18 protein-coding genes and 1 tRNA gene are annotated in these 22,465 nt (G+C 69.9%); 3 read left to right on the top strand and 16 right to left on the bottom strand.

Features of this window, described 5'->3' with window-relative positions; all coding sequences use genetic code 11:
- The first annotated feature begins 281 nt into the window (after positions 1–281).
- From E3O67_RS02180 to E3O67_RS02170, 3 genes are read left to right on the top strand one after another with little or no spacing between them, the layout of a single operon-like run.
- A complete protein-coding gene (locus tag E3O67_RS02180; RefSeq protein WP_135101708.1) occupies positions 282–1,622 on the top strand; it encodes an MFS transporter in 1,341 nt (446 codons plus the stop codon).
- 15 nt (positions 1,623–1,637) lie between these two features.
- Positions 1,638–3,167, top strand: coding sequence for a fumarylacetoacetate hydrolase family protein (locus tag E3O67_RS02175; protein WP_135101706.1), 1,530 nt, complete (start codon positions 1,638–1,640; stop codon positions 3,165–3,167).
- Positions 3,164–3,919 (top strand): GntR family transcriptional regulator, encoded by a 756-nt coding sequence (locus tag E3O67_RS02170; protein WP_134429498.1) that lies wholly within the window; start codon positions 3,164–3,166, stop codon positions 3,917–3,919. Before E3O67_RS02175 ends, E3O67_RS02170 begins: the two co-directional genes overlap by 4 nt.
- A gap of 125 nt (positions 3,920–4,044) precedes the next feature.
- On the opposite strand, the gene E3O67_RS02165 is transcribed toward E3O67_RS02170, so the two are convergent.
- The 16 genes from E3O67_RS02165 to E3O67_RS02090 all read right to left on the bottom strand — a co-directional run bounded on the left by E3O67_RS02165 (position 4,045) and on the right by E3O67_RS02090 (position 22,325).
- Positions 4,045–4,914 carry an anti-sigma factor domain-containing protein gene (locus tag E3O67_RS02165; protein ID WP_135101704.1) on the bottom strand — a complete coding sequence of 290 codons (870 nt, stop codon included), beginning with the start codon at positions 4,912–4,914 and terminating at the stop codon, positions 4,045–4,047.
- Positions 4,901–5,557 carry an RNA polymerase sigma factor gene (locus tag E3O67_RS02160; RefSeq protein WP_241981937.1) on the bottom strand — a complete coding sequence of 219 codons (657 nt, stop codon included), beginning with the start codon at positions 5,555–5,557 and terminating at the stop codon, positions 4,901–4,903. The genes E3O67_RS02165 and E3O67_RS02160 overlap by 14 nt, the downstream gene beginning before the upstream one ends.
- A gap of 29 nt (positions 5,558–5,586) precedes the next feature.
- The gene (locus E3O67_RS02155; protein ID WP_135101702.1) at positions 5,587–6,246 is read right to left on the bottom strand and encodes a class F sortase; all 660 of its coding nucleotides are present in this window, start codon (positions 6,244–6,246) and stop codon (positions 5,587–5,589) included.
- A gap of 18 nt (positions 6,247–6,264) precedes the next feature.
- On the bottom strand, positions 6,265–7,101 hold the full coding sequence (locus E3O67_RS02150; RefSeq protein ID WP_134429502.1) for a DUF4397 domain-containing protein: 837 nt from the start codon (positions 7,099–7,101) through the stop codon (positions 6,265–6,267).
- Positions 7,102–7,256: 155 nt separating this feature from the next.
- Complete coding sequence (locus E3O67_RS02145; RefSeq protein WP_135101700.1) at positions 7,257–8,624, bottom strand: MFS transporter; 1,368 nt, start codon at positions 8,622–8,624, stop codon at positions 7,257–7,259.
- A gap of 226 nt (positions 8,625–8,850) precedes the next feature.
- Positions 8,851–9,702, bottom strand: coding sequence for an alpha/beta fold hydrolase (locus E3O67_RS02140; RefSeq protein ID WP_241981935.1), 852 nt, complete (start codon positions 9,700–9,702; stop codon positions 8,851–8,853).
- Between the two features lie 2 nt (positions 9,703–9,704).
- The gene (locus E3O67_RS02135; protein ID WP_135101698.1) at positions 9,705–10,295 is read right to left on the bottom strand and encodes an isochorismatase family protein; all 591 of its coding nucleotides are present in this window, start codon (positions 10,293–10,295) and stop codon (positions 9,705–9,707) included.
- A gap of 28 nt (positions 10,296–10,323) precedes the next feature.
- Positions 10,324–11,742: a D-alanyl-D-alanine carboxypeptidase/D-alanyl-D-alanine-endopeptidase gene (locus E3O67_RS02130; protein ID WP_241981933.1), complete on the bottom strand. Its 1,419-nt coding sequence runs from the start codon at positions 11,740–11,742 to the stop codon at positions 10,324–10,326.
- 124 nt (positions 11,743–11,866) lie between these two features.
- Complete coding sequence (locus tag E3O67_RS02125; protein ID WP_167726423.1) at positions 11,867–14,158, bottom strand: bifunctional diguanylate cyclase/phosphodiesterase; 2,292 nt, start codon at positions 14,156–14,158, stop codon at positions 11,867–11,869.
- Positions 14,159–14,246: 88 nt separating this feature from the next.
- The gene (locus E3O67_RS02120) at positions 14,247–16,562 is read right to left on the bottom strand and encodes a bifunctional diguanylate cyclase/phosphodiesterase (RefSeq protein ID WP_135101694.1); all 2,316 of its coding nucleotides are present in this window, start codon (positions 16,560–16,562) and stop codon (positions 14,247–14,249) included.
- A 141-nt stretch (positions 16,563–16,703) separates the two neighbouring features.
- Positions 16,704–17,702 (bottom strand): Gfo/Idh/MocA family protein, encoded by a 999-nt coding sequence (locus E3O67_RS02115; RefSeq protein ID WP_135101692.1) that lies wholly within the window; start codon positions 17,700–17,702, stop codon positions 16,704–16,706.
- A 51-nt stretch (positions 17,703–17,753) separates the two neighbouring features.
- Positions 17,754–18,347, bottom strand: a complete 594-nt coding sequence (locus E3O67_RS02110) for an ArsR family transcriptional regulator (protein ID WP_134429509.1) — start codon at positions 18,345–18,347, stop codon at positions 17,754–17,756.
- A gap of 347 nt (positions 18,348–18,694) precedes the next feature.
- A tRNA-Thr gene (locus E3O67_RS02105) sits at positions 18,695–18,770 on the bottom strand.
- Between the two features lie 47 nt (positions 18,771–18,817).
- Complete coding sequence (locus E3O67_RS02100; protein ID WP_135101690.1) at positions 18,818–19,456, bottom strand: TetR/AcrR family transcriptional regulator; 639 nt, start codon at positions 19,454–19,456, stop codon at positions 18,818–18,820.
- 90 nt (positions 19,457–19,546) lie between these two features.
- The gene (locus E3O67_RS02095; RefSeq protein ID WP_134429511.1) at positions 19,547–21,100 is read right to left on the bottom strand and encodes an alpha/beta hydrolase; all 1,554 of its coding nucleotides are present in this window, start codon (positions 21,098–21,100) and stop codon (positions 19,547–19,549) included.
- A 61-nt stretch (positions 21,101–21,161) separates the two neighbouring features.
- The gene (locus E3O67_RS02090) at positions 21,162–22,325 is read right to left on the bottom strand and encodes a DNA polymerase III subunit delta' (protein ID WP_134429512.1); all 1,164 of its coding nucleotides are present in this window, start codon (positions 22,323–22,325) and stop codon (positions 21,162–21,164) included.
- Positions 22,326–22,465: the final 140 nt, after the last annotated feature.

Raw genomic sequence — 22,465 nt, 5'->3', positions numbered from 1 at the left:
CCGCCGGCATCCGCAGCGCCTCGGCGCGGTCGCGGGGGCAGCCCCAGGTGACCCGCCGGCATCCGCAGCGCCCGGGCCCCGGGCGCGGGGGCAGCTCCATGCCGCCGGCGGCATCCGCAGCACCCTGGCCTGGTCGCGGGGGCAGCCCTAGGTGACCCGACGGCATTCGCAGCACCCAGGCACACCTCACCTGGCCTGTTGATAATATACGATCTGTGATACTGTTTCGGAATCGCGTGACATCGCGCGGCAACTCACCGGGAAATACAAAGGGGTATTCCATGGCAATCACGACAACCCAAGCGGACGCCGCGAAGCGACACGAAGAACGCCGGGTCCTCGCCGGAACCATGGTGGGTACCACCATCGAGTGGTACGACTTCTTCATCTACGCGCAGGCCGCCGGCCTCGTGCTGGCCGGGCTGTATTTCGCCCCGCTCGCCAACGACAACGCCGGGCTGGCTCAGCTCGTCGCCTGGGCCTCTCTCGGCATCAGCTTCCTGTTCCGGCCGTTGGGCGCGATCGTGGCCGGCCACCTCGGTGACCGTCTCGGCCGCAAGGCCATGCTCGTGCTGACCCTCGTCATCATGGGCGCGGCCACCGCACTGATCGGACTCCTGCCGACTTTCGAGCAGATCGGCATCTGGGCACCCATCCTGCTCATCGTGCTGCGCATCCTGCAGGGTTTCTCGGCCGGCGGGGAATGGGGCGGGGCCGCCCTGATGTCCGTCGAACACGCCCCCGTGAACAAACGCGGATTCTTCGGTGCCTACCCGCAGATCGGCGTGCCGACCGGGCTCATCCTGGCCACCGGCGTCATGCTCCTCGTCACCAGCACGATGAGCGAGGAGGCCTTCCTCGCCTGGGGCTGGCGCGTCCCGTTCCTCTTCTCGGTGCTGCTCATCGTGGTCGGCTTCATCATTCGCCGCTCGGTCGACGAGAGCCCCGTCTTCAAGGAGATGCAGGACCGCAAGAAGGAATCGGCCGCCCCGCTCCGCCAGCTCTTCAGCGGCCACTGGCGCCAGGTCATCCTGACCGCCCTGATCTTCATCGCCAACAACGCCGCCGGCTACCTGCTGATCGCATTCTTCTCCTCCTACGCCACGAAGCCGGTCGAGGCCGGCGGCCTGGGCATGGAACGCTCCCCCGTGCTGCTCGCCAGCACCATCGCCGCCGTGTTCTGGCTCGCGTCGACGATGATCGGCGGCATCCTCTCCGACCGAATCGGGCGCATCCGCACCTTCCAGTTCGGCTATGCCTGGCTCTTTCTCTGGGCGATCCCGATGTTCCTGCTGATCGACACTGGTGAGATCCTCTGGTTCACGGTGGCGCTCGTCGTGCTGGCGAGCGGACTGGGCTTCTCGTACGGCCCGCAGGCGGCGCTCTACGCGGAGATGTTCCCGGCTCAGGTACGCTACTCGGGCGTGTCCATCGGCTACGCGATGGGCGCCATCCTCGGCGGTGCGTTCGCTCCGCTGATCGCACAACTGCTCCTGGACGAGACCGCCTGGTCCCCGTCGATCGGCATCTATATCATGGTGCTGGCCACGATCTCCTTCATCGCGGTCTCCGTGGTGAAGGAAACCCGCGGAGTCCCGCTCGGGATCTCCCAGCACGACTAGAAAGCCGTAAAAAACATGCCGACCACGACCTCTGGTGGTGCCGCCGACGCCGGCACCACCCCTGCGCTCGCAACGCCGGGCAAGATCATCGCCGTGCACCTCAACTACCCGAGCCGGGCCGCCCAGCGCGGCCGCACGCCCGAGCAGCCGTCGTACTTCCTCAAGCCGGCGTCGTCGCTGAGTTCCAGCGGAACGCCGGTCGACCGGCCCGACGGATGCGAGTTGCTGGTCTTCGAGGGAGAGATCGCCCTGGTGATCGGGCGCCGCACCCGGGGCGTCTCGCCCGCGGACGGCTGGGCGGCTGTCTCGCACGTGACCTGCGCCAACGACTTCGGTGTCTACGACCTGCGCTACGCCGACAAGGGCTCGAACCTGCGCTCGAAGGGGGCCGACGGCTTCACCCCGGTCGGGCCGACACTGCTTCCGACTGCCGGTCTCGACCCGGCGGCCCTGCGCATCCGCACCTGGGTGAACGGCACGCTGGCGCAGGAGGACACGACCGCCGACTTGCTCTTCGGCTTCGGCCGGCTCGTGGCTGACCTCTCCCAGCTGATCACGCTCGAGCCCGGCGACCTGATCCTCACCGGCACGCCGGCTGGATCGTCGGTCGTCGGGCCGGGCGACACCGTCGAGGTCGAAGTGGATGCCCCGGGCGCCCCCGGCGCGCCCCGCACCGGCCGCCTCGTCAGCCCGATTCGGCAGGGCACGGTGCCGTTCGGCGCGTTCGGGGCCGGCCCGCGGGTCGACGACCTGCAGCGCACCGAGGCCTGGGGTTCGGCGGAGGCGGCCGGACTGGCGCCGGCATCCGCCGCGACACCGGAACCCGCACCGGCAGCGGCGCCCTTCGACCTCACCTCCGAACTGAAGGCGCAGATCAACGGCGTCGGCACCGCCACCCTCAGCGCCCAGCTGCGGAAGCGCGGACTCAACGCCGTGTCGATCGACGGCCTCGGCTCGACCCGCCCCGGCGCCCGCCTCGTCGGCCGGGCGCGCACCCTGCGCTACATCCCGGCCCGGGAGGACCTGTTCGAGTCGCACGGCGGCGGCTACAACGCCCAGAAACGCGCCTTCGACTCGCTCGGGCCGGGCGACGTGCTCGTGATCGAGGCCCGCGGCGAGCGCGGCACGGGCACGGTCGGCGACATCCTCGCCCTGCGCGCCCAGGTGCGCGGCGCGGCGGGCATCGTGACGGATGGCGGTGTGCGCGACCTCGCGGCCGTCGCCGCCCTGGATATCCCTACCTACCACGCCGGCCCGCACCCTGCCGTGCTGGGACGCCGCCACGTCCCGTGGGACACGGACCTGACCGTCGCCTGCGGCGGGGCATCCGTGCAGCCCGGCGACGTGATCGTCGGGGACGCCGACGGGCTTATCGTGATCCCGTCGCACCTGGTCGAGGAGGTGGTCGCCTCCGCCATCGTGCAGGAGCGCGAGGAAACCTTCATAGCCGCCATGGTTGCGGCCGGGCACGGCGTCGACGGGCTCTACCCGATGAACGCCGAGTGGAGAGCCAGCTACCGGGTCTGGCAGGAGGAGCAGGCATGACGGTCCCGACCGGGGTGTCGACAGGAGGCTCGACCACCGGCGGCTCGATCACCGGGGGCTCGACCACCGGCGATTCGATCACCGGGGGCGCGGACGCGTCGCTGAGCAAGGCGCAGCTCGCCCACCAGTGGATCCGGGCTCGCATCTCCGACGGCAGCTTCAGCCCGGGCTACCGCCTGGTGCTCGGGCAGATCGCCCGGGAGATCGGTGTCAGCACCGTGCCGGTGCGGGAGGCCATCCGTCTGCTGGAGGCGGAGGGTCTGGTCACGTTCGAGCGCAACATCGGCGCCCAGGTGGCCATGCTCGACGCCACTGAGTACACCCACACGATGCAGACGCTGGCCCTCGTCGAGGGTTACGCCACGGCCCTGTCGGCGCCGCGGCTCGACCCGGATATTCTGCTGCGCGCGCGGGCGATCAACGCGGAGATGGCCGACTGCCTGCACCACTTCGACCCGGTGCGCTTCACCAGCCTGAACCGGGACTTCCACTCGGCCCTGTTCGAGGCCTGCACCAATGCGCACATCCTCGACCTCGTGCAGCGGGGCTGGAGCCGGCTCGGCACTCTGCGGGAGTCCACGTTCAGTTTCGTGCCCGGGCGGGCGCACGAGTCCGTCGCCGAGCACACCGCACTGCTCGACCTGATCGAGGACGGCGCCGATCCCCTTCAGATCGAACTGGCCGCGCGCGACCACCGGCTCGGCACCCTCGACGCCTTCCTCGCCCAGCAGCACGCCACCCCCTCCGCCTAACCTCCGTTCCCGTCGAGAGTGCCTGTTCCGCCGGTCACTCTCGACCGGAACGGGCGCTCTGACCGGGGCCGGTGCCCGCGGAGGCCAGAGCCCGCGGGGCCGGAGCCTGAGGGGGCCGGCCGAGATCAGACCGTGCGGAGTTCGCCGCGCAGGATCGAGTCGCCGGAGTGCTGCGGGTCGCCGTCGCCGGGTTCCGCGGACACGTCCACGAGCGGGTACTGCGACAGGTCGACGCCGTCGGGGATGACGTAACGCCCGGACTCGCCGTCGAGCAGTCCGATGCTGATCAGCCCGGATGCATCCGCCTTGATCAACCAGACCTCGCGCAGATCGGAGTCGGCGGCGACCCCGGTGACGTCGAGCACGACTTCCCGGTGGCCGTCGGCCGTCTTCGCCACGTAGGCACTGCCTTCGGCCTCCCAGCCAGGGAACGGGTCGAGCCGCGCCTGGGCGAGCAGCACCGGCGCGGGTTCCTGCTGCTGGACGGACTGCCACCAGATGCCGCCGCCCAGGCCGCCGAGCAACCCGGCGATGCCTGCGGCCACGGCAACCGGCATCCAGTTGCGGGGCCGACGGCGGGGGCGCAGGCCGGGGCCGATGTCGGTGATGGTGGCGGACGGGGTTGAGGACGAGGGCAAGGACGAGGTCGGGGTCAAAGTCGAGGACGAGTCAGGCTCGACCGCCGGGTCAGACTCGGGCACCAAAACGGGGGTCGGGGCAGGCTCGGTCGCCGCTGCCATGAAGTCATTCCGACGGGGAGTCTCCGCAACGGCGCCGGACAGGCCGAGGGCGGCGCGGACGCCGGCCCAGACCCGATCTCCGGGCTCCACGAGCTCGACGCTGCGCGCGGACCGGCCGACGGCGACGGTGTGCTGCAGGGCGATGAGCTCCAGGGAGCACTCGGGGCACTCCGACAGGTGTTGCCGTTCAGGGTCGGTGAGGTCGAACTCTGCCATGGCTATGAGAGCGAGATTTTCCCGGTCAATGTGTGTCATCGTTCGCCTCCAATCTGGTGCGCAGTCTCGAAAGACTTCGACGGATGTGACTCTTCACGGTGCCGAGCGGCAGTCCGAGGCTATCGGCGATTTGAGAGTGGGTGAGATCGTCGTAGAAGGCCAACTGCATCACCTGCTGCGCAACAGGTCCGAGCCGGCGGAGTTCGTCGCTCATCAGCACCCGATCCGCGATGTCGGCGGATTCGTCGGCCTGGCTGAGCTCGGTGTCGACGATGACGGCCTCTTCGACGCGACGCCGACGCGTGCGGGCCTCGTGGGCATCCGCCACGGTGTGCCGGGTGATCCCGACGAGCCAGGCCGGCAGTCGCGACCGCGAGGCATCGAAGCCGTCCCGTCCGCGCCAGGCGGAGATGAAGACCTTCTGCGTGACGTCTTCGGCTTCGCCCGGATCGCCGAGCGAGCGAACGGCGATCGTGTAGACGAGGGAAGACCAACGGGCGTAGGCCTCGGCCAGCGCACGTTCGTCGCCGGCCCGGAACGCGAGACCGAGTTGGGCATGGTCCTCTTCGTCGGTGAGTGCCGTCACGTCGTATCGGTGTCCCCCGGTTGGTGAGCGCATCGGGAGGTCGTACACGTCAGCGCCCGCCGGAGTGCGGGTCTCGACCACCGTGATGCCCAGCATAGTCACCCCTCTGTCTCTTCATGCCTGGGTCAGGCCATCGGAGTCGCAGAGACGATGACGTTCGACAGGTAGGTCTTGGCGTCATAGTCGAATTCGCCGCCGCAGGTCACAAGGGTGAGCCGGTTGGGACCGGACCGGTCGAAGATCGATCCCCAAGGCACGTCCTGTTTGGTCACGGTTTGAACGGATTCCACGGCGTAGCGACGCTCCTGACCGTCTGCGGTGGTCACTACGATCTCGGTGCCCACTGTGGCCGTGGCCAGCTGGGCGAACGGCCCGATGTCGTAGACCAGGGAGTCGACATGGGCGGCGATGACGGTGGCCCCTGCCGCGCTGGCCGGTGACGGTCCGAAGCGGTACCAGGCGGCGAGCGACGGGTCTTGAGGAAGTTCCATCGCCCCGTCCTCGGCCAGGCCGACGGATTCGATCGCCATGTCGATTCCGAGGGAGTCGACCCGGATGCTCTGGGGCGGCAGGGCCGCCGGGACCTGGTTCTGGTCCAGCGAAGAACTGGTGGTCGGCACCTCGACCTCGGCGGTGGGCGGCGAGGCCGCCGGCGTCGTGGTCGGCGCCGCGTTCGTCGGGGGAACGTAAGCCGTGGAAGAGGCTGTGCTCGGGGCGCTGCTGCAGCCCGTGAGCAGGGCGAGAGCCACAGCGAGCGCTGTGAAAGTGCCCGCTGTGGCTCTCATCGTGAATTCCTCTTCCTGCTAGCGGCGAGCCGCGGACAAGCGACGCATGCCGACGACGGCAGCGGCGACCAGACCCATCAGCACGGCGGCGCCACCGACCAGAAGGCCCGTGGAGTCGTTCGCCTGGTTGGTGGCGACGAGACCGGCCTCACCGGCGGGGATGCTGTCCGGGTTGGAGTGGAGCCCCTCGATGGTCTGAACGGCCAGAGCGAGGTTCTTGTCGGTCAGGCTGCCCCACGCGTAGACGATCGTGTTCGTGCCCTCTGCGACGTTCACGTCTGCCGGGCCGATGACCGGGTCAGTCGTTCCGGTCGCGGCGACGGCGGCCGAGATGGTGCCGGCCGGCAACGTGAGAACGGACTCGTTCGGGTTGGTCAGGGCGGTGATCGCGACGGCTCCGTTGGCGAGGACATCGACCGCCGGGGCGGCTGCCACGTGGCGGACCGTCAGACGGCCCTCGCCGGCGGCGAGCTGCGAGATGTCGTTGGTGAACAGCGTCGCCGTGGGCTTGCCGTCCGCGTCGAGGTTGGCGGTGGCGGTGTAGTTCTTGCCGGCCTCGAGCGGTAGGTCGACCGGACCGATGGCGGGTGCGCTGGCATCCGTTGCGTCCGACGCGGTGATGGCCACCTTGTAGGTGCCGGGTGCGAGTTCGAGCGGGCCAGCGAGGTCGCCCGGCTTGAAGTCGTCCAGGGTCAGCTTGTCGTTCACGTAGACGTCGACGGTGAGGCCCGGAACTGCGTGAAGCACAGACAGCTTCGCGACGTCTTCGGCCGCCTGCGCCGGGGCGAGGCCGCCGAGGGCGACGAGAGCGCCGAGAGCGCTGGCCGTCATTCCGATCTTGAGGGACTTGTGCATCGTTTCCTCCTGTTTAATGGCTCTGTGAGTGGGTCACTCTGAAGAGGGACTTACTGCCTCTCTTACACTTACTTCTCCCAGAAGCCGGAAAACGGATGCACCTGCATGGAAATCTTGGGGAACTTTTTTTGCGGGGTGCGCGGCCGATCACCGCGTCATCGGCTCGCGGCGGCGCGATGCAGGGAGATGTCCCGGCGGAAGACCAGCATCACCACCACCAGCGACACGGCCGAGAACGCCGCCCCGCCCGCGAACATCGCCGGGTAGCCGAGCCACGGCTCGAGCAGGGACAGCGCCAGTGGCACGAAGAACCCCAGGTAGGTGATGCCGTAGTAGATCGCGGTCAGCCGGGCAAGGTGGTCGGGCGGCGCGATCCGCTGCACCTCCTGCAGCCCCGATACCATCAGCAGGCCGTAGGCGGCGCCGAGCAGGGCGGCCGCCGGCAGGATCAGCCAGAGCACAGGCGGGCTCACGGCGACGGATGCGAGCAGCAGCGACCCGACGGTCAGCATCAGCGCGAACATGATTCCTCGAGCATTGTGCCCGGCGGTGATGCGGTGGCTGAAAAGTTGCAGCGACGCCCCGGCGACGAGTGCCACCACGCAGAGCAGGGCCGCGAACGCCACCGGCGCGGACGGGATCTCGGACGCGGCGAGCGCAGGCAGGATGGCGTAGGCGGTCGTGGCCGTGCCGAAGACCCACGGCGCCACCGGCACGATCAGGAGCAGGAACCGCGGGTACGGGGAGGTGGCGGGATGGGCGGCCGGCAGGGCCCCGGCCGCAATGTTGCGGCCCTGGGACTCCGGGGTGCGCAGCAGCAGCAGGCCGAACACCACGGCGATGACCGTGTGCGCCGCGTAGGGCAGCACGCCGGGGAAGGGTGCCCACTGAGCCAGCGCTCCGGAGCTCGCCGCACCGAGGGCGAACCCGAGGGACAGGGCGATGGTCGCCCTCCGTGCCCCCGAGGCCCGGTCTGCCCTGAAATCGAACGGCTTTGCGGAGAGTTCCTTCACCCAGCTGGTGCCTACGGCCATGGCCAGGCCGAGGGCCACGCCGGAGAGGATGCGACCGCCAAGCAGCATCGGCACATTCCCCGCGGACAGGGCCAGCAGCACGCTCCCCGCTATCGCGACCCAGGGGGCCGGCAGCATCAGTGGCCGGCGACCGAACCGGTCCGACAGCGGGCCGGCGATCAGCAGCGCCGGGATGATGCCGAGCACGTAGGCGCCGAGCAGCAGGTTCGCCAGTTGGTTCGAGAACCCGTCGGCCTGCCGGTACATCACCAGCAGCGGGGTGAATTCGTTGCCGCCCCAGGCGACGGCGAAGATCGCGCCGGCCGGCGCCAGCCAGTGCTTCCTGCCCCGGGCGCCGGTGGTCGAGACTGTCCCGGTGCTCGAGCCCGTCGAAACCGAGCCTGTCGAGACCGGACCGGTGGTCGAGCCTGTCGAGACCGAGCCGGTGGTCGAGCCTGTCGAGCCCGGACCGGTACCCGCACCAGTCGCATCCTGGATGTCGGTTGTCATGACGGTCCCCCCGGTCGACATTCGGCGGCCTCGCCAGTGAGGCTCGCTCTTGTTCAGCCTACGGGAGGCGGCACGCCTCACTCCCCCGGCCGACGGCGAACGAATTCGACGGAGATTTTGAGAGAAATGCGTCTTTCCGGAGGGGTTGAGGGCGTTACGGGCAAAATCTCCGTCGAATTCGTCAGGGGCCAGGCGACACCGGGGCGGAACGTCGGGGGCGGGGCGCTCAGGCCAGGAAGCGCAGTGCGGCGCGCTTGAACTCGCGGGAGGTAAGCGTGTTGACGTGGTCCCGGCCCGCCAGCTCGAGGTACTCGGAACCGCGGGCGCGGGCGAGGTCGGCGACCCCGGCCGGGATGGAGTCGGCGCCACCCGCGACGTAGAGCACGGGGATCTCGGCCGGCACGTCCAACGAGGAGCCGGCCACTCCGCCGACGCAGGCCACGAGGGCCTCCCGGTCGGCGCCGGCGGTGATCGCGGCGCCCAGCACCGCCATGATGGACGGGTCAGCGGAGACGGTGCCGTCGGTCACGAAGCGGCGCACGGCATCCGGATGCCAGGTCTCGAACAGTTCGTCCGGCCCGGCTCCGCCGAGAACCAGCCGCCGCACCCGCTCCGGTGCCAGCCGCGCGAACGCCGCCGCCACCCGCGATCCCATCGAATAGGCGACCACGTCGACCTGTTCCAGCCCGAGGGTGTCGAGCACGACCACGAGGTCGGCGGCGAGCTGCCGGGGCAGATAGTCGATGCTGCGGTGCGGCTTGTCGCTGCGGCCGTGACCGCGGAGGTCGACGGTGATCACGCCCCGCCCGGCGTCCTGCAGGGCTCGCACCCAGCCGGTGCCGACCCAGGTGACGTGGCCCGTCGAGGCGAACCCGTGCACGAGCAGGATCGGGCGATCCCCGGGCACGACGTCGTAGGCGATCCGCACACCGTCGAGACGCCGCGCGAAGAGCATCTCGCCCGCAGAGACCGCTGAGCCCGCCGAGACCGCCGAGCCCGCCGAGCCCGCGGCGTCGGTCGCGCGAGCGGACCCGGCCGAAGGCGGACCGGTCGGATCGGTCAGATCGGTCGCACCCACGCTCAGTCGACCACGTCGGAGGTGACGAGCAGGGCGCCGGCGTAGGCCAGTTCACCCAGGGCCGCGTCGCTCGTGTCCGGGGCGACGCCGGCGACCAGGTCGGTCAGCACCCGCACGTGCTGGCCGTGCTCGAGGGCGTCGAGCCCCGACGCGCGCACGCAGTGGTCGGTGGCGAGGCCGACCAGGTCAATGTCGGTGACGCCGTTGGCGATAAGCAGTTCGCCGGTCTTCTCCCCGCCCTCCGAGACGCCGTCGAAGATGGAGTAGCCGGCTGCGCCCTGCCCCTTGCGAATGTGGATGGCCGTGTCCGGCAGCAGAAGCGACGAGTGGTACTCGGCGCCGGGAGTGCCCGCCACGCCGTGCACGGGCCAGGAGTCCTTCGAGTCGGGTTCCCCGGCCGTGGCGAAGTGGCCGCCGTTGTCACTGTCGGGATCGTGCCAGTCGCGGGACGCGAAAATCACGTCATAGGCATCCGGATGCGCCAGCAGCAGAGCGCTCACCCCCGCGGCCACCGCAGACCCACCCTTGACGGCGAGGGCCCCGCCCTCGGTGAAGTCGTTCTGAACGTCGATGATGAACAGGGCCCTGGTCACGGATTACTCCTTCTGTCGCCGAGTGAAGTCAGGAGTTCGACAGGTTGTCTCCGCAGCGGAAGAACCCGGCGGTGATGGTGTCGAGCGCCTGCTTCGCATTATCGCTCACATCCCCGAGCGCGTAAACGGCGAAGGTGAGCGGCGTGCCGTCGGCCGCCCGGATGATGCCGGAGAGTGTGTAGCCGGTGTCGATCCAGCCGGTCTTGGCGAAGACGGCCCCGTCGGCGATGGCGTTCTCCCCCGTGAACCGGTCGCTGTAGGACAGCGAACCGGTGGGTCCGCCGGCGATCGGGAGCCCGTCGAAGATGACGCCGAGGTCGCCCTCCCGGTCGTTGATCTTGACAAACAGCCGGGTGAGGTAGGACGGCGGCACGGCGTTGTTGTCACTCAGACCCGAGCCGTCGGCGATCAGGATGCCGGTGGTGTCGATTCCGTAGGTGTCGAGTGCGGCGACGACGGACTGCTGCAGGGCGCCGAACGTGTTACCGGCGCCCGACTCCACCGCGATGAGCCGGGCGAGCATCTCGGCGAGCGCGTTGTCCGACACGATCAGAGCCTGCCCGATCAGCACGGACACCGGCTGGGACCGGGCGACCGCGAGCTGCTCGGCCCCGGCCGGCGCGGCGCCGAGGCTGACGCTCACACCGCCGCCGAGCGCGGCGGCGAAGGCCGCCCCGGCTCGGCCGATTGGGTCGATGCCGCGGGCGGAGGTGTGACGGGTCGGGTCGTCACGGTCGCCGTCGACCTGCAGGGCGGTCACGTCCGGCATCGACCCGGCGTTGCGTTCCAATTCGTCCCAGCTCGGTTCCCAGCCGGGTCCGCCGAAGAACGAGGCGTCCAGCACGAGGGAGGTGATCGGCGGGTTCGCCGGGTTCGCCTGCCAGGCGGCGAGGGTCTGACGGGCCAGTTCGTCGATGTGCGCGGCCCCGGAGTAGACGGATTCCATTCCGGTGGGCAGGCGCGTCAGGGTGAGGTCTCCTCCGCCGACTAGCACGACCGACCCCGGTGTGCTGCCGGCCACGACGGTGGTCGTGGCCCGGTAGTCCGGTCCGAGCACCTCGAGGGCGGCGGCGCTGGTCAGCACCTTGAGCACGCTGGCGGTGCGCGAGGAGGTGTCGCCGCCGCGGTCGAAGAGCACCTCGCCGGTGCGGGCGTTGACCACCTGGGCCTGGAAATCGGCCAGCCGCGGGTCGGCGGCGAGCGCGGCGACCGAGCAGGTGCGCAGGGTTCTGGCGTCGGCGGCGGTGGCGGGAACCGGGCGGGCTGGAACGGGTGCCGCCGTCGGCAGGTTCAGGCTCGCATCGGCGGTCGCGGCGGAGAGGGAGGCGGTGGCCGCGGCATCCGGGGTCCGGGTCGACGCCCCGACCAACACGGCTCCCGCGCCGAGAATCGTCACCACGGCGATGGAGACGGCCGCGAGGCGTTTGCGAGGCTTTAGTTCTTCCACCCGTGAACCCTACCCGCCGGGCATGTGAGTCGCCCTCGGCTTCGCGCCCGCTCAGCCCCCGCGGAGCGACGACGGAGCGACGACGGAGCGACGATGAAGGGACGTCGGCGCGACGACGGCAGGACTACGGCGTTGCCGCGAGCTCCCGCCGGGCGGTGAGCCAGGCATCCAGTGCCGCAGCCGGCAGCGGGCGGGACATGTGGAAGCCCTGAGCCTCGTCGCAGCCGTACCGGATCAGCGCGGCATACGCGACGGCGTCCTCGACGCCCTCCGCCACCATGCGCACGCCGAGGCTGTGGGCGAGCTCGATGATCGAGGCCACCAGCGCCGCGGCCCGGGCGTCGTCGGCCATCGGGAACACGAAGGACTTGTCGAGTTTGAGTTCGTCGATCGGCAGGTCCCGGAGATAGGCGAGGGAGCTGTAGCCGGTGCCGAAATCGTCCACGGCGATCCGGATGCCGCTCTCCCGCAGGCGCATCAGGATGTCCCGGGCCCGGGCCCGGTCCTCCATCAAAAAGTCCTCGGTGATCTCCAGCATCAGGTCCGCGGCCGACAGCCCGCGGACCTGGATCATGGTGGCGAGGCGTTCGGGCAGGTCGGCCTCGATCAGGGTGCTGGGCGACATGTTGACGGCGACGGTCAGGGGCGTGCCCTGAGCCTGCCAGAGCGCGGCCTGGTCGAGAGCCTTCCCCAGCACGATCCAGGTCAGGTCGCGCATGAGCCCGACGTCTTCGGCCAGGGTCAGGAACGCGTCCGGCGGAAGCAGTCCCCGGCTCGGATGCTGCCAGCGCACCAGCGCCTCCACGCCGTGCACGAGGCCGGTGCCCAGTTCGATCTTGGGCTGGTAATGCAGCACGAGTTCGTCGCCGGCGAGGGCGCCGCGCAGGTCTTCCATCATCCGGAGCCGGGAGTCGCCGTGGTCGTCGTCGGCGCCGACGAAGACGTGGTGCCCGCTGCGGGAGGTTTTCGCCTTGTACATGGCCATGTCGGCCTTCCGCAGCAGCGCCTTGAGGGTGTCACCCTGGTCGGGGAAGAGGGCGATGCCGATGCTGACGTCGGTCTCGATCGCGATACCCTCCAGCGTGAACGGCCGGGCCAGAACCGCCTGCAGCGCCGCCGCCGCCGTCACGGCTTCGTCGTGCCCTGCGTCCTGGATCAGGAGGGCGAACTCGTCGCCGCCCAACCGGGCGAGCAGGTCGCCGGGGCGTCGCTCGCCGAACAGACGCGAACCGACCTGCACCAGCAGCAGATCGCCGACGTCGTGGCCGAGACTGTCGTTCACCTCTTTGAACCGGTCGAGATCCAGCAGCAGCAGGGCTCCCCGGCGACCGTCCCCCGGCATGAGATGAGCGGATGCCTCGGCGTAGAGGGCGCGCCGGTTCGGCAGCCCGGTCAGGTCGTCGGTGCTCGCCTGGCGGCGCAGGTCGGCCATCCGCCCGATCTGCCGGGAGGCGAGCTGGGTGCGCACGGTTCCGAGCACCAGGGTCACGCCCGCGAGGACCACGGCGGGGGTGGAGATCGTCACCTGCGTGCCCAGGCCGAGCACCGCCATCCCGGCCACCGTGGCCACCCCGGGCACCGCGAGGGTCCACACGCCGCTGAGCGGGTGGCGGGCGGTGGCGCCGGGCGTGGTGAGGTCCCAGGCCCAGACCGCGACGAGGGTCAGGCCCAGCGCCCAGCCCGCATCCAGAGGCTGCCCGAAGGCGTAGGTTCCGGCGGCCACCTGGAAGGCATAGGCGGCGTCGGTCGCCGCGAAGATCAGAAGTCCGAGCACCAGCAGGACCCACCGCCGGCCCACGTCGAGCCCGCGGGCGGCGGCGATCCCCGTGATGACCGATACGAGCAACAGGTCGAGCAGAGGGTACGCGGCCGACACGAAAGCGGCCGGGGAGGGTGGCCAGGCCCCCGCCGAGGCGATCACCGGGCTGAGCAGCACGGCCAGCACGGATGCCGCGCCGAGCGACCCGATGGCGCCGTCCACCAGCACGGTCCGGGGCACCTGCCGGTGCTGACGGCGGGCCAGAACGGCCAGTCCCCCCAGGATCAGCGGGTAGAAGAGCGTGTAGCCGATGTCGGCCAGCGACGGGAATGGAAGCGCTCCGGCACCCGCCAGCACGAAGTAGGTGTTGCCGAGCGCGAAAGTCGTCATCGCGGCGGACACCAGGATCAGCTCAGGGCGCCCACGCTCCGCGCAGAGTACGGCAGCCCAGCAGAGCAGGGCGGGAAGCCCCGCGGTGACCAGCGACAGGGAACCGATGACAACCGGGCCGGAGCCGACGAGCAGGCCGATCACGTAACCGGCGAGCAGAACCCACATCAGCAAGAGGAACCAGCGGCCGATCCGGGTGTGGCGATTGAAGCGGGTAGGGCGGATGAAGCGGGTGCCTGGGTGACCCGCGTGCGCGTCGGCGTGCATCGGAACCCCCGCTTCCCTTGCATCCACGCTAGCCGACAAGCCGACGGGCCGGCGACCCGGAGCAGGGCCACCCCGGAACGTGGTGGCGTCATCCGGCGGGCGGAACGACCTCGAGCGGCTCGCCGTGGTGCCGCCAGAGCGCCATCGCCTCCGGGTGGCGGCGGGCGAGCCAGACGTCGAAGTCGGCCGCCGGGACCGGCCTCGACATGTAGTAGCCCTGGCCCTGATCGCAGCCGTAGCGCGCCAGTGCCGCATAGGACTCACCGTCTTCGATGCCCTCGGCGACCATCGTCAGGCCGAGGCTGTGCGCCAGGATCACGGTCGAGGAGACCAGCGCGGCGGCTCGCGCATCGCTCGTCATCGGCACCACGAACGACCGGTCCAGCTTGAGCTGGTCGATGGGCAGGTCCCTCAGGTAGGCGAGCGAGCTGTACCCGGTGCCGAAATCGTCCACCGCGATGCGCACGCCTCGGGCGCGCAGCCGGCTCAGGATGTCGTGGGCTCGGGCCCGATCGGCCATCAGGAAGTCCTCGGTCACCTCGACCTGCAGCGACGTGGCCGGCAGCCCGCGGGCCCCGAGCATCGCCCCGATTCGTTCGGGCAGCCCCTCGTCGACGAGGGAACTGCCGGAGAAGTTGACCGCCACCGACAACGGCTGCCCGCCCGCGTGCCATCGGGCCGCCTGGTCGAGGGCCTGGGCCAGCACCACCTGGGTGAGGTCAGGCATGAGGCCGGATTCCTCGGCCAGGGCGAGGAAGGCATCCGGAAACAGCAGGCCCCGCACCGGGTGCTGCCAGCGCACGAGCGCCTCCACCCCGTGCACGGCACCACTGGCCAGCTCGATCTTGGGCTGGTAGTGCAGCACCAGCTCGTGGCCGGTGAGCGCGTTGCGCAGTTCCTCCAGGGTGCGCAGGCGAGTGTCGCCGTGGCTGTCGTCGGAGGTGCGGTACACGTGGTGGCCGCTGCGGGCCGCTTTGGCCTTGTACATGGCCATATCCGATTTGCGCAGCAGCACCCTGAGGTCGCCGCCCTGGGCCGGGTAGAGCGCGATCCCGACGCTGGCCGTGGTCGTCAGGGCGATCCCGGCCAGGGTGAACGGCACCGCCAGCGCGTCCAGCAGCGTGACCGCCGCGGCCTCGGCCTCCACCGCGCCCGCCTCGGCGAGGAGGATCGCGAACTCGTCGCCGCCGAGCCGGGCCAGGAGGTCGTCGGGCCCCAACTGGGCGGCGAGCCGCTCGCCGACCTGCACGAGGAGGCGGTCCCCGGCGTCATGGCCGAGGCTGTCGTTGACCTCCTTGAAGCGGTCCAGGTCCAGCACCAGCAGTGCCCGGCGGTGTCCGCCGGAGAGCAGGCCGGGCACGTCGGCGTAGAGCGCCCGCCGGTTGGGCAGACCCGTCAGGTCGTCGGTGCGGGTCTGGGTGCGCAGATTGACCATACGGCCCAGTTCCCGGAACGCGAGGATGGTGCGAATCGTCGCCCCGACGAGGGCCAGGCTGGCGAGGAAGACGGCGGTGACCGGCACCGGAATCTGGCTGGCCGTGACCAGCACCACCAGCCCGCAGACCATGGCGATCGACGGCACCACCATGGCCCAGGCTCCGCGCACCGGTCGAGTCGGCGTTCCCGGCTGGAGGGTGGAGCTGCGCAGCCAGACGGCCATGAGCGCCAAGCCGACCGTCCAGCCCAGGTCCAGTGGGGTGCCGATCGTGTAGCCCGGGCCGGTCACCTGGAAAGCGAATACGGTGTCGGTGACGGTGAAGCTCAGCAGGCCCAGGATCAGCAGGTTCCAGTTGCGGCCGACGCTGAGCCCGCGGGCGGCGGCGATTCCGGCGACGACGGCCATCATGGTGAGATCCCAGGACGAATAGGCCACGGCGACCAGGGAGCCCACCGACGGCAGGCCGCCGTCCGTTTCCAGCACCGGGCCGAGCACCACCGACAGCACGGCGGCGGCGCCGAACACCCCCACGGCGCTGTCCAGCGTCACCGCCCAGGACAGGGTGCGCAGCTGCCGGTAGACCAGCACGAACAACGCGGCCAGGATCAGCGGGTTGAACAGGAGGTGTCCCGCATCCGCCACCGACGGGAACGGGAGCGCCGGGCCCGCCAGGGTCACGAGGTAGGCGGTGTAGCCGGCCGCGAACGCGGTGACCGCGGCGGCCACGAGTAGTTCCAGGTAGCGTCCTAAACCCACCCGCCGCACTTCCACCCAGCACAGCAGCACCGTGACCCACTGGGCCAGCACGTTGGTGCCGGCGCTCACCGCGAGGGGCACGCCGAGACCGGTCAGGAGCGATGCGGCGACGGAGCACGCGACCAGGGCGCCAAGGAGCCACAGCAGCCAAGTGTGGGCGCGGAGCGACCGGTTCGTGCGGGACTGACCGCGGGCTGCACGCAGCTCCATCGAGCCCCCTCCCACTCCTACTGGTCAGATTATCGGTGCACGCCCCGAGCCAACGCACTGTGAACCCGTGTCACAGCGCCGTCAGCCCCCCACAACGAGGTACAGCATCTGCTCCCCGAGGTGCCGGTCACCGGGTCGTGCTCACTCCCCGGGGTACCGCAGCCCGATCTGCGCGCGCACCAGGTCGAGCGTTTCCATGATCGCCACCAACTCCTCGACAGGCAGGATCTCGCTCGAGATCTTGCCGGCCCGGACCAGCTGTTCCGCCTCGGCCGCCTGGTAGTGCATGCCGCGTCCGTTGATCTCGGCGGTGAAGGTCTCGATGACCTCGTTGGCGCTGTTCCGCACCCTGAACTCCGTCGGCGAATACCAGACCCGGTCGATATCGATTCGGCCCAGCGTGCCGAGGATGGTAGCCGTGTTCGGGCCGGTCGTGTCACTGGCCGACAGGGTCTGGGCGATCTGGCCGCCCGCGTAGCGGAAGGTCGTGGCGACCTGAGCGTCGGCGCCGGTGGCCTTGAAGGTCGCGCTCGCGTGGATCGTCTCGGGGCGCCCGAACAATTCGGAGGCGAAGGTGAGCGGGTAGATCCCGAGGTCGAGGAGCGCCCCGCCGCCCAGGTGCATGGCGTTCAGCCGGTGCGCCGGGTCATCCGGCAGATCCTGGGTGTGATCGGCGATCAGGGAGCGCACGTCACCGAGGGTTCCCTCGGCGAGGATCTCACGGATACGCACCATGTGCGGCAGGAACCGGGTCCACATGCCCTCGAGCACCAGCAGTCCGAGGTCCCGGCCGAGGTCGACGATCTCGCGGGCCTCGGCGCCGTTCAGGGTGATCGGCTTCTCGATCAGCACATGCTTGCCGGCATTCAGGGCGAGCCGGGCGTTCTCGGCGTGGAACGGATGCGGGGTCGAGATGTAGATGATGTCGACATCCGGGTCCGCGGCCAGGGCCTCGTAGCTCGCATGAGCCGTGGGGATGTCGAACTCGGCCGCGAAGGCATCCGCCGAGGCCTGCGAGCGGGATCCGACCGCCTGCACGTGGAAACCGTTCAGAACCAGGTCATTGGTGAATGCGTGGGCGATGCCGCCCGTGGCCAGGATTCCCCAGCGAATGGCGTCGGTGCGGGTTGCGTCGGTCATGGGATCAGCCTACTGAGTGCATCTCGGCTCGGCCACGATCCCAACGATCGATCATGCGGGCGCCCCCGTCACATCCAGGTGCACGAGGGGACGTTCGCGGAGGGTGCGGAGGAATTGATCGGTGTCCGCGGCCTCCCACGCGGCGGCGCTGACGATGCGCGGGTTCACTTCGCGCACGAGGACCAGGCCGGCGGTGCGGGCCGCCTCGTGGACCTCCCCCCGTGGCGGGTTGCCCACGATGAGGAGGTCGATGTCGCGGGGGGTGTCGCCGGGCTCGCCTTCGCGTCGTGCGGCCCACGAACCGTAGATGTACGCCGCGTCGATTCCGGCGATTCCGGCGAGGTGCTTGGGGATCACGACGGCGGGTCCGTAGGTGAGGCCGAGCAGCTCGGCCAGCGGACGAAAAGCCGGCGTATCGCACCGGACGCGCACCTCGACGGCTTGACCGCGCTTACGGGTGGTCGCCAGGCCCATTTGCGCGATCCGGGTCACTTCGCGGTGTGCGCTCGCGTACGGTGTGTGGGCGGCGCGGGCCAGGTCAGAGATCGTGAACGAACGGTCCGGGTTCAGGAAGAGCCGGGCGAGGATCTCGCCCTGGGTGTCTGACCGGAAGAGCGGCGCGAGAGTCGGTGCTTTTGTATTCACATACGCAATAATACTATCGCTTATCTGGATAGACACGAGTGGATCGGGCGACGGTGCCGCACCGTTCCTCGCCGTGGCCACTCCGGTCCGGTCGCACTGGCACCGCCCCGTCATGCTCTCCGCCCCGTAACGCGTGCCGCCCCGTAACGCGTGCCGCCCCGTAACGCGTGCCGCCCCGTAACGCGTGCCGCCCCGTAACGCGTGCCGCCCCGTGACGCGCGCGGCCCCGTGTCCTGGCTCGGGACATCCGTGGTGCAGCGCACGGCGAACGAGGGGTGACCGACGTCGAGCCCGGGCCAGATGACGGATGTCCGCAGCCACCGACGATCTCGGCTGCCTGCGTTAGATGGAGCCGCCTATCAGAATCGAACTGATGACCTTCTCATTACGAGTGAGACGCTCTACCGACTGAGCTAAGGCGGCGTCACGATTCTTCCTCGCGGAAAACCTCGGTGACACAGCAACAAAGCTTAGCGGGTCTTGAGGGTCATCTCGTACAGGTCCGCAAAGGACGCCGCGACGTGCTCGGCCAGGGGGCGGGCCGCGTCGGAGTCGGCCCAGCACCGCCAGGCGTGGCGCAGAGAAGCCACGGCCACCAGGGTGAACAGGAGCGCCCGCTGCTGCAACTGCACCGAGTCGGGGCCCAGCTCGGGGTGGTCGGCGACGAAGCGCCGGGTAATGATCTCCTGCAACCGGCCCTCGAAGGTGCGCAGCGTGGCCATCCGCATCCCGAACAGGTACGGGTTCTCCTTCATCACCTGCCGCCGCAGCTGGTGGATCTCCCGGTCGCCCTCGGTGTTCCTGAGGCTCTCGGAGAGCAGCGCGGCCAGCTGGGCCAGGATGTCCCCGTCGGGTCCGCCATGCACAAAGCCCTCAATCTGCTCCTCGGACGCGAGGTCGAGTTCGTCGCCGACCAGCGCGGCATCCTTCGAGGGAAAGTAGTTGAAGAAGGTGCGCGGCGACACGTCGGCGTGCCGGCTGATGTCCTCGACGGTGACCTTCTCGATCCCCCGGTCACAGGTGAGCGTCAGCACGGCCCGCTGGAGGGCACGCCTCGTCGCGAGCCGTTTGCGTTCGCGCAGGCCCGGTTCCTCGTGTTGCGGCGACATGCCTCAATTCTTACACGGCGCGCAAATCTGCAACCAGACGGATGCTCAGCACACCGGTTCTCAGCACACCGGTTCTCAGCACACCGGTTCTCAGCACATTGGGTCTTCGGCCGGCACCGTGCCCTTCAGCAGGTAGTCGTCGACGGCGGAGTTCACGCAGGCGTTCGACTTGTTGTAGGCGGTGTGCCCCTCCCCGGTGAAGGTGACGAGGTGGCCGCTCTCGAGCTGCTCCGACAGGTTCTCGGCCCAGACATAGGGCGTGGCCGGGTCGTTGGTAGTGCCGACGACCAGGATCGGGTCGGCCCCCTCGGCGGCGATCTCGGACCGTTCCCCGTCGAACTGGTGCGGCCAGTTGGCGCAGCCGATGTCACCGAACGCCATGTACTTGCCGATCGTCGGGGCGGCCTGTTCGATCTCGGCGGCCTGCGCGCGCATCGAGGCGGGATCGTCGTTGTAGGAGTAATCGATGCAGTTGATGGCCAGGAACGCCTCGGTCGCGTTGTCGCGGTAGGTGCCGTCGTCGGACCGGCCGTTGTAGCCATCCGCGAACTGGAAGGCCAGGTCGGCGTCGCCGCGCAGGACACTGGCGAACATCTCGCTCAGGTTCGGCCACGCGGTGGCCTGATAGAGCGGGTAGATGATGGCGGTCAGCAGCGTGTTCGCACCAAGTTGACGGCCGTCGGCGGCCGTGATCGGGCTGACGTCGACCGACGCGAGCAGCGCGCCGATGGTGGCCATGGCCTCGTCGACGGTGCCATTGAACGGGCACTCCTCGCCGGCCAGGCAGTCGGCCAGGTAGGAGCGCAACGCGTTCTCGAACCCGGTGGCCTGCACCCGGGTCACCTCGGCGTTGCTGGTGGACGGGTCGAGGGCGCCGTCGAGGGCGAGGCGGCCGACCCGCTCCGGGTAGAGGTCCGCGTAGGTCGCGCCCAGGAACGTGCCATAGGAGTACCCGAGGAAGTTGAGCTTCTCGTCGCCGAGCGCGGCGCGCAGCAGGTCGAGGTCGCGGGCGGCGCTCAGACTGTCGACGTGTTCGAGCAGGGCTCCGGTGTTCTCCTGGCAGGCGGCGCCGAAGTCGACGGCCGCCGCCGACAGCTCCTGGATCCAGGCGTCGCTCCCCCGCGGCGCGGTGGCGAGACCGTAGAGGTACTCGTCCATCTCGGCCGGTTCGTAACAGCTCACCGCGGAGGAACGGCCGACCCCGCGCGGGTCGAAGCCGACGACGTCGAAACCGGCCTGCAGCTTCGCATCCGTCGCGTAGTCGAGGGAATCCTTCACGAACTCGTAGCCGGAGCCGCCGGGACCGCCGGGGTTGACGAGCAGGGAGCCCACCCGGGTTCCCGTGGCCGGATGCCGCACCAGCGCCAGGTCGACCGTCTCGCCGCTGCCCGGGTCGGCCCAGTCGAGCGGCGCCGAGGCCGTGGTGCACTGCAGGCCGTCGTCGCAGTCGGACCATTTCAACACCTGGTTGTAGAACGGTTCAAGGTCGGCGTCGACCTTCTCCCCGGTCGGGACCGACGTGGTGGGCGCCTGCTCCGGCAGGAACAGCGGCACGCAGCCGCTGAGTCCCAGGGTGAGCACCAGGGCCAGAGCGGTGGCCCTGGCGCGCACCGACAGGGTGCGCACGCGAGTTCGTCTGGTCAACGGATTCCCCTTTTCTGGGACACTGATTGCTGGGACATCGATTTCTGGGACCTCGTCTCGGTCATCGGCGGATCGCCGACACGAGCATGGCTTCGAGGGCCAGCGCCGGCGCCACGTTCGATTCGATCCGCTGCCGGGCCTGCGCGATCGCGTCCAGGGTGAACAGCGTCGCCGCGGGCGCACAGGCGGATCCCGCCGCCCGCACCTCGGTCAGGAGTGCCCGGTTGATGACGCTGGTCTCCCGACCGAGCTGCACCATGATCACGTCGCGGTACAGCGAGGTGAGGTCGACCAGGATGCGGTCGATCCCGTCGCGGAGGCTGCGCGTGGCCCGCCGCTTCTGGTCGTCTTCGAGCGCCTTGATCTGGCTGCGCAGGCCGGGCGGCACCGACTGTCCCGGTTCGACGCCCAGGGAGCGCAGCACGCCCTCGCGCTCGGCGGCGTCGCGTTCGAGGGTGATCGCCTTCGCGTCGTCGCCGGCGATGGCGAGCAGCCGGGCGGCCGCGTTCACGGCCGCCGACACCCCACGGATGCCAAGGGCCGCCCGCAGGGTCTCCTCGCGCCGCGCCCGCGCCTCGGGGTTCGTCGCCAGGCGGCGGGCCATGCCGATGTGGCTCTGCGCCTCCCGCGCCGCCCGTTCGGCGGTGGCCCGGTCGACGCCGTCCCGGGTCACGAGCAGCTCGGCGACGTCGTCGACGCTCGGCACGCGCAGCCGCACCGACCGCACCCGGGACCGGATCGTGGGCAGCAGGTCGGCCTCGCTGGGGGCGCAGAGGATCCACACGGTGCGCTCCGGCGGTTCCTCCAGGGCCTTGAGCAGAACGTTCGAGGTGCGCTCGACCATGCGGTCGGCGTCTTCGACGACGACCACCCGGTAGCGGCCCACCGACGGCGAGTATTGCGAGCGCTTCACGGCCTCTTTGACCGCGTCCATCTTGATGATGACGCCCTCGGTGGAGAGCACGGTCAGGTCGGGATGCGTGCGGGCGTCGACCAGGCGGCGGGCGTTCTCGTCGCCGGCTCCGGTGCCGGGGCTGAGCAGGGCGGTCGCGAAGGCGAACGCGAGGTTGGAACGGCCCGAGCCGGGCGGCCCGGTGATCAACCAGGCGTGCGTCATGGCCGACCCGGCGCGCGCCTCGGCGTCTCCCCCACCCGGACGTTCGGCCGCGGCGCGGAAGATCGCGATCGCATCCGCCTGACCCGTCAGGCCATCCCATACAGTCATCGGACCAGAGTACCTTTCGTCGGTGACAGCGGGCTTAGAGCCCGTGCATCTCCGCCGGCGGAGCGCCGTGCCCGGGATTAGAACCAATTCGACGGAGATTTTGCCGAAATCGTCCGGTTTAGAGCCGAAAACGGGATCGA

The organism is Cryobacterium sp. TMT3-29-2 (genome assembly GCF_004564305.1).
Taxonomy (GTDB): Bacteria; Actinomycetota; Actinomycetes; order Actinomycetales; family Microbacteriaceae; genus Cryobacterium; species Cryobacterium sinapicolor.
This window is presented reverse-complemented; position numbering and strand designations above follow the sequence as displayed.

What these genes read in the sequence shown, in the direction of transcription:
- E3O67_RS02115 (WP_135101692.1), bottom strand. Translation starts at nt 17,702, where the DNA reads ATGACCGACGCAACCCGCACCGACGCCATTCGCTGGGGAATCCTGGCC.
- E3O67_RS02170 (WP_134429498.1), top strand. Translation starts at nt 3,164, where the DNA reads ATGACGGTCCCGACCGGGGTGTCGACAGGAGGCTCGACCACCGGCGGC.
- E3O67_RS02120 (WP_135101694.1), bottom strand. Translation starts at nt 16,562, where the DNA reads ATGGAGCTGCGTGCAGCCCGCGGTCAGTCCCGCACGAACCGGTCGCTC.
- E3O67_RS02160 (WP_241981937.1), bottom strand. Translation starts at nt 5,557, where the DNA reads ATGCTGGGCATCACGGTGGTCGAGACCCGCACTCCGGCGGGCGCTGAC.
- E3O67_RS02175 (WP_135101706.1), top strand. Translation starts at nt 1,638, where the DNA reads ATGCCGACCACGACCTCTGGTGGTGCCGCCGACGCCGGCACCACCCCT.
- E3O67_RS02125 (WP_167726423.1), bottom strand. Translation starts at nt 14,158, where the DNA reads ATGCACGCCGACGCGCACGCGGGTCACCCAGGCACCCGCTTCATCCGC.
- E3O67_RS02155 (WP_135101702.1), bottom strand. Translation starts at nt 6,246, where the DNA reads ATGAGAGCCACAGCGGGCACTTTCACAGCGCTCGCTGTGGCTCTCGCC.
- E3O67_RS02100 (WP_135101690.1), bottom strand. Translation starts at nt 19,456, where the DNA reads ATGTCGCCGCAACACGAGGAACCGGGCCTGCGCGAACGCAAACGGCTC.
- E3O67_RS02150 (WP_134429502.1), bottom strand. Translation starts at nt 7,101, where the DNA reads ATGCACAAGTCCCTCAAGATCGGAATGACGGCCAGCGCTCTCGGCGCT.
- E3O67_RS02145 (WP_135101700.1), bottom strand. Translation starts at nt 8,624, where the DNA reads ATGACAACCGACATCCAGGATGCGACTGGTGCGGGTACCGGTCCGGGC.
- E3O67_RS02180 (WP_135101708.1), top strand. Translation starts at nt 282, where the DNA reads ATGGCAATCACGACAACCCAAGCGGACGCCGCGAAGCGACACGAAGAA.
- E3O67_RS02165 (WP_135101704.1), bottom strand. Translation starts at nt 4,914, where the DNA reads ATGACACACATTGACCGGGAAAATCTCGCTCTCATAGCCATGGCAGAG.
- E3O67_RS02090 (WP_134429512.1), bottom strand. Translation starts at nt 22,325, where the DNA reads ATGACTGTATGGGATGGCCTGACGGGTCAGGCGGATGCGATCGCGATC.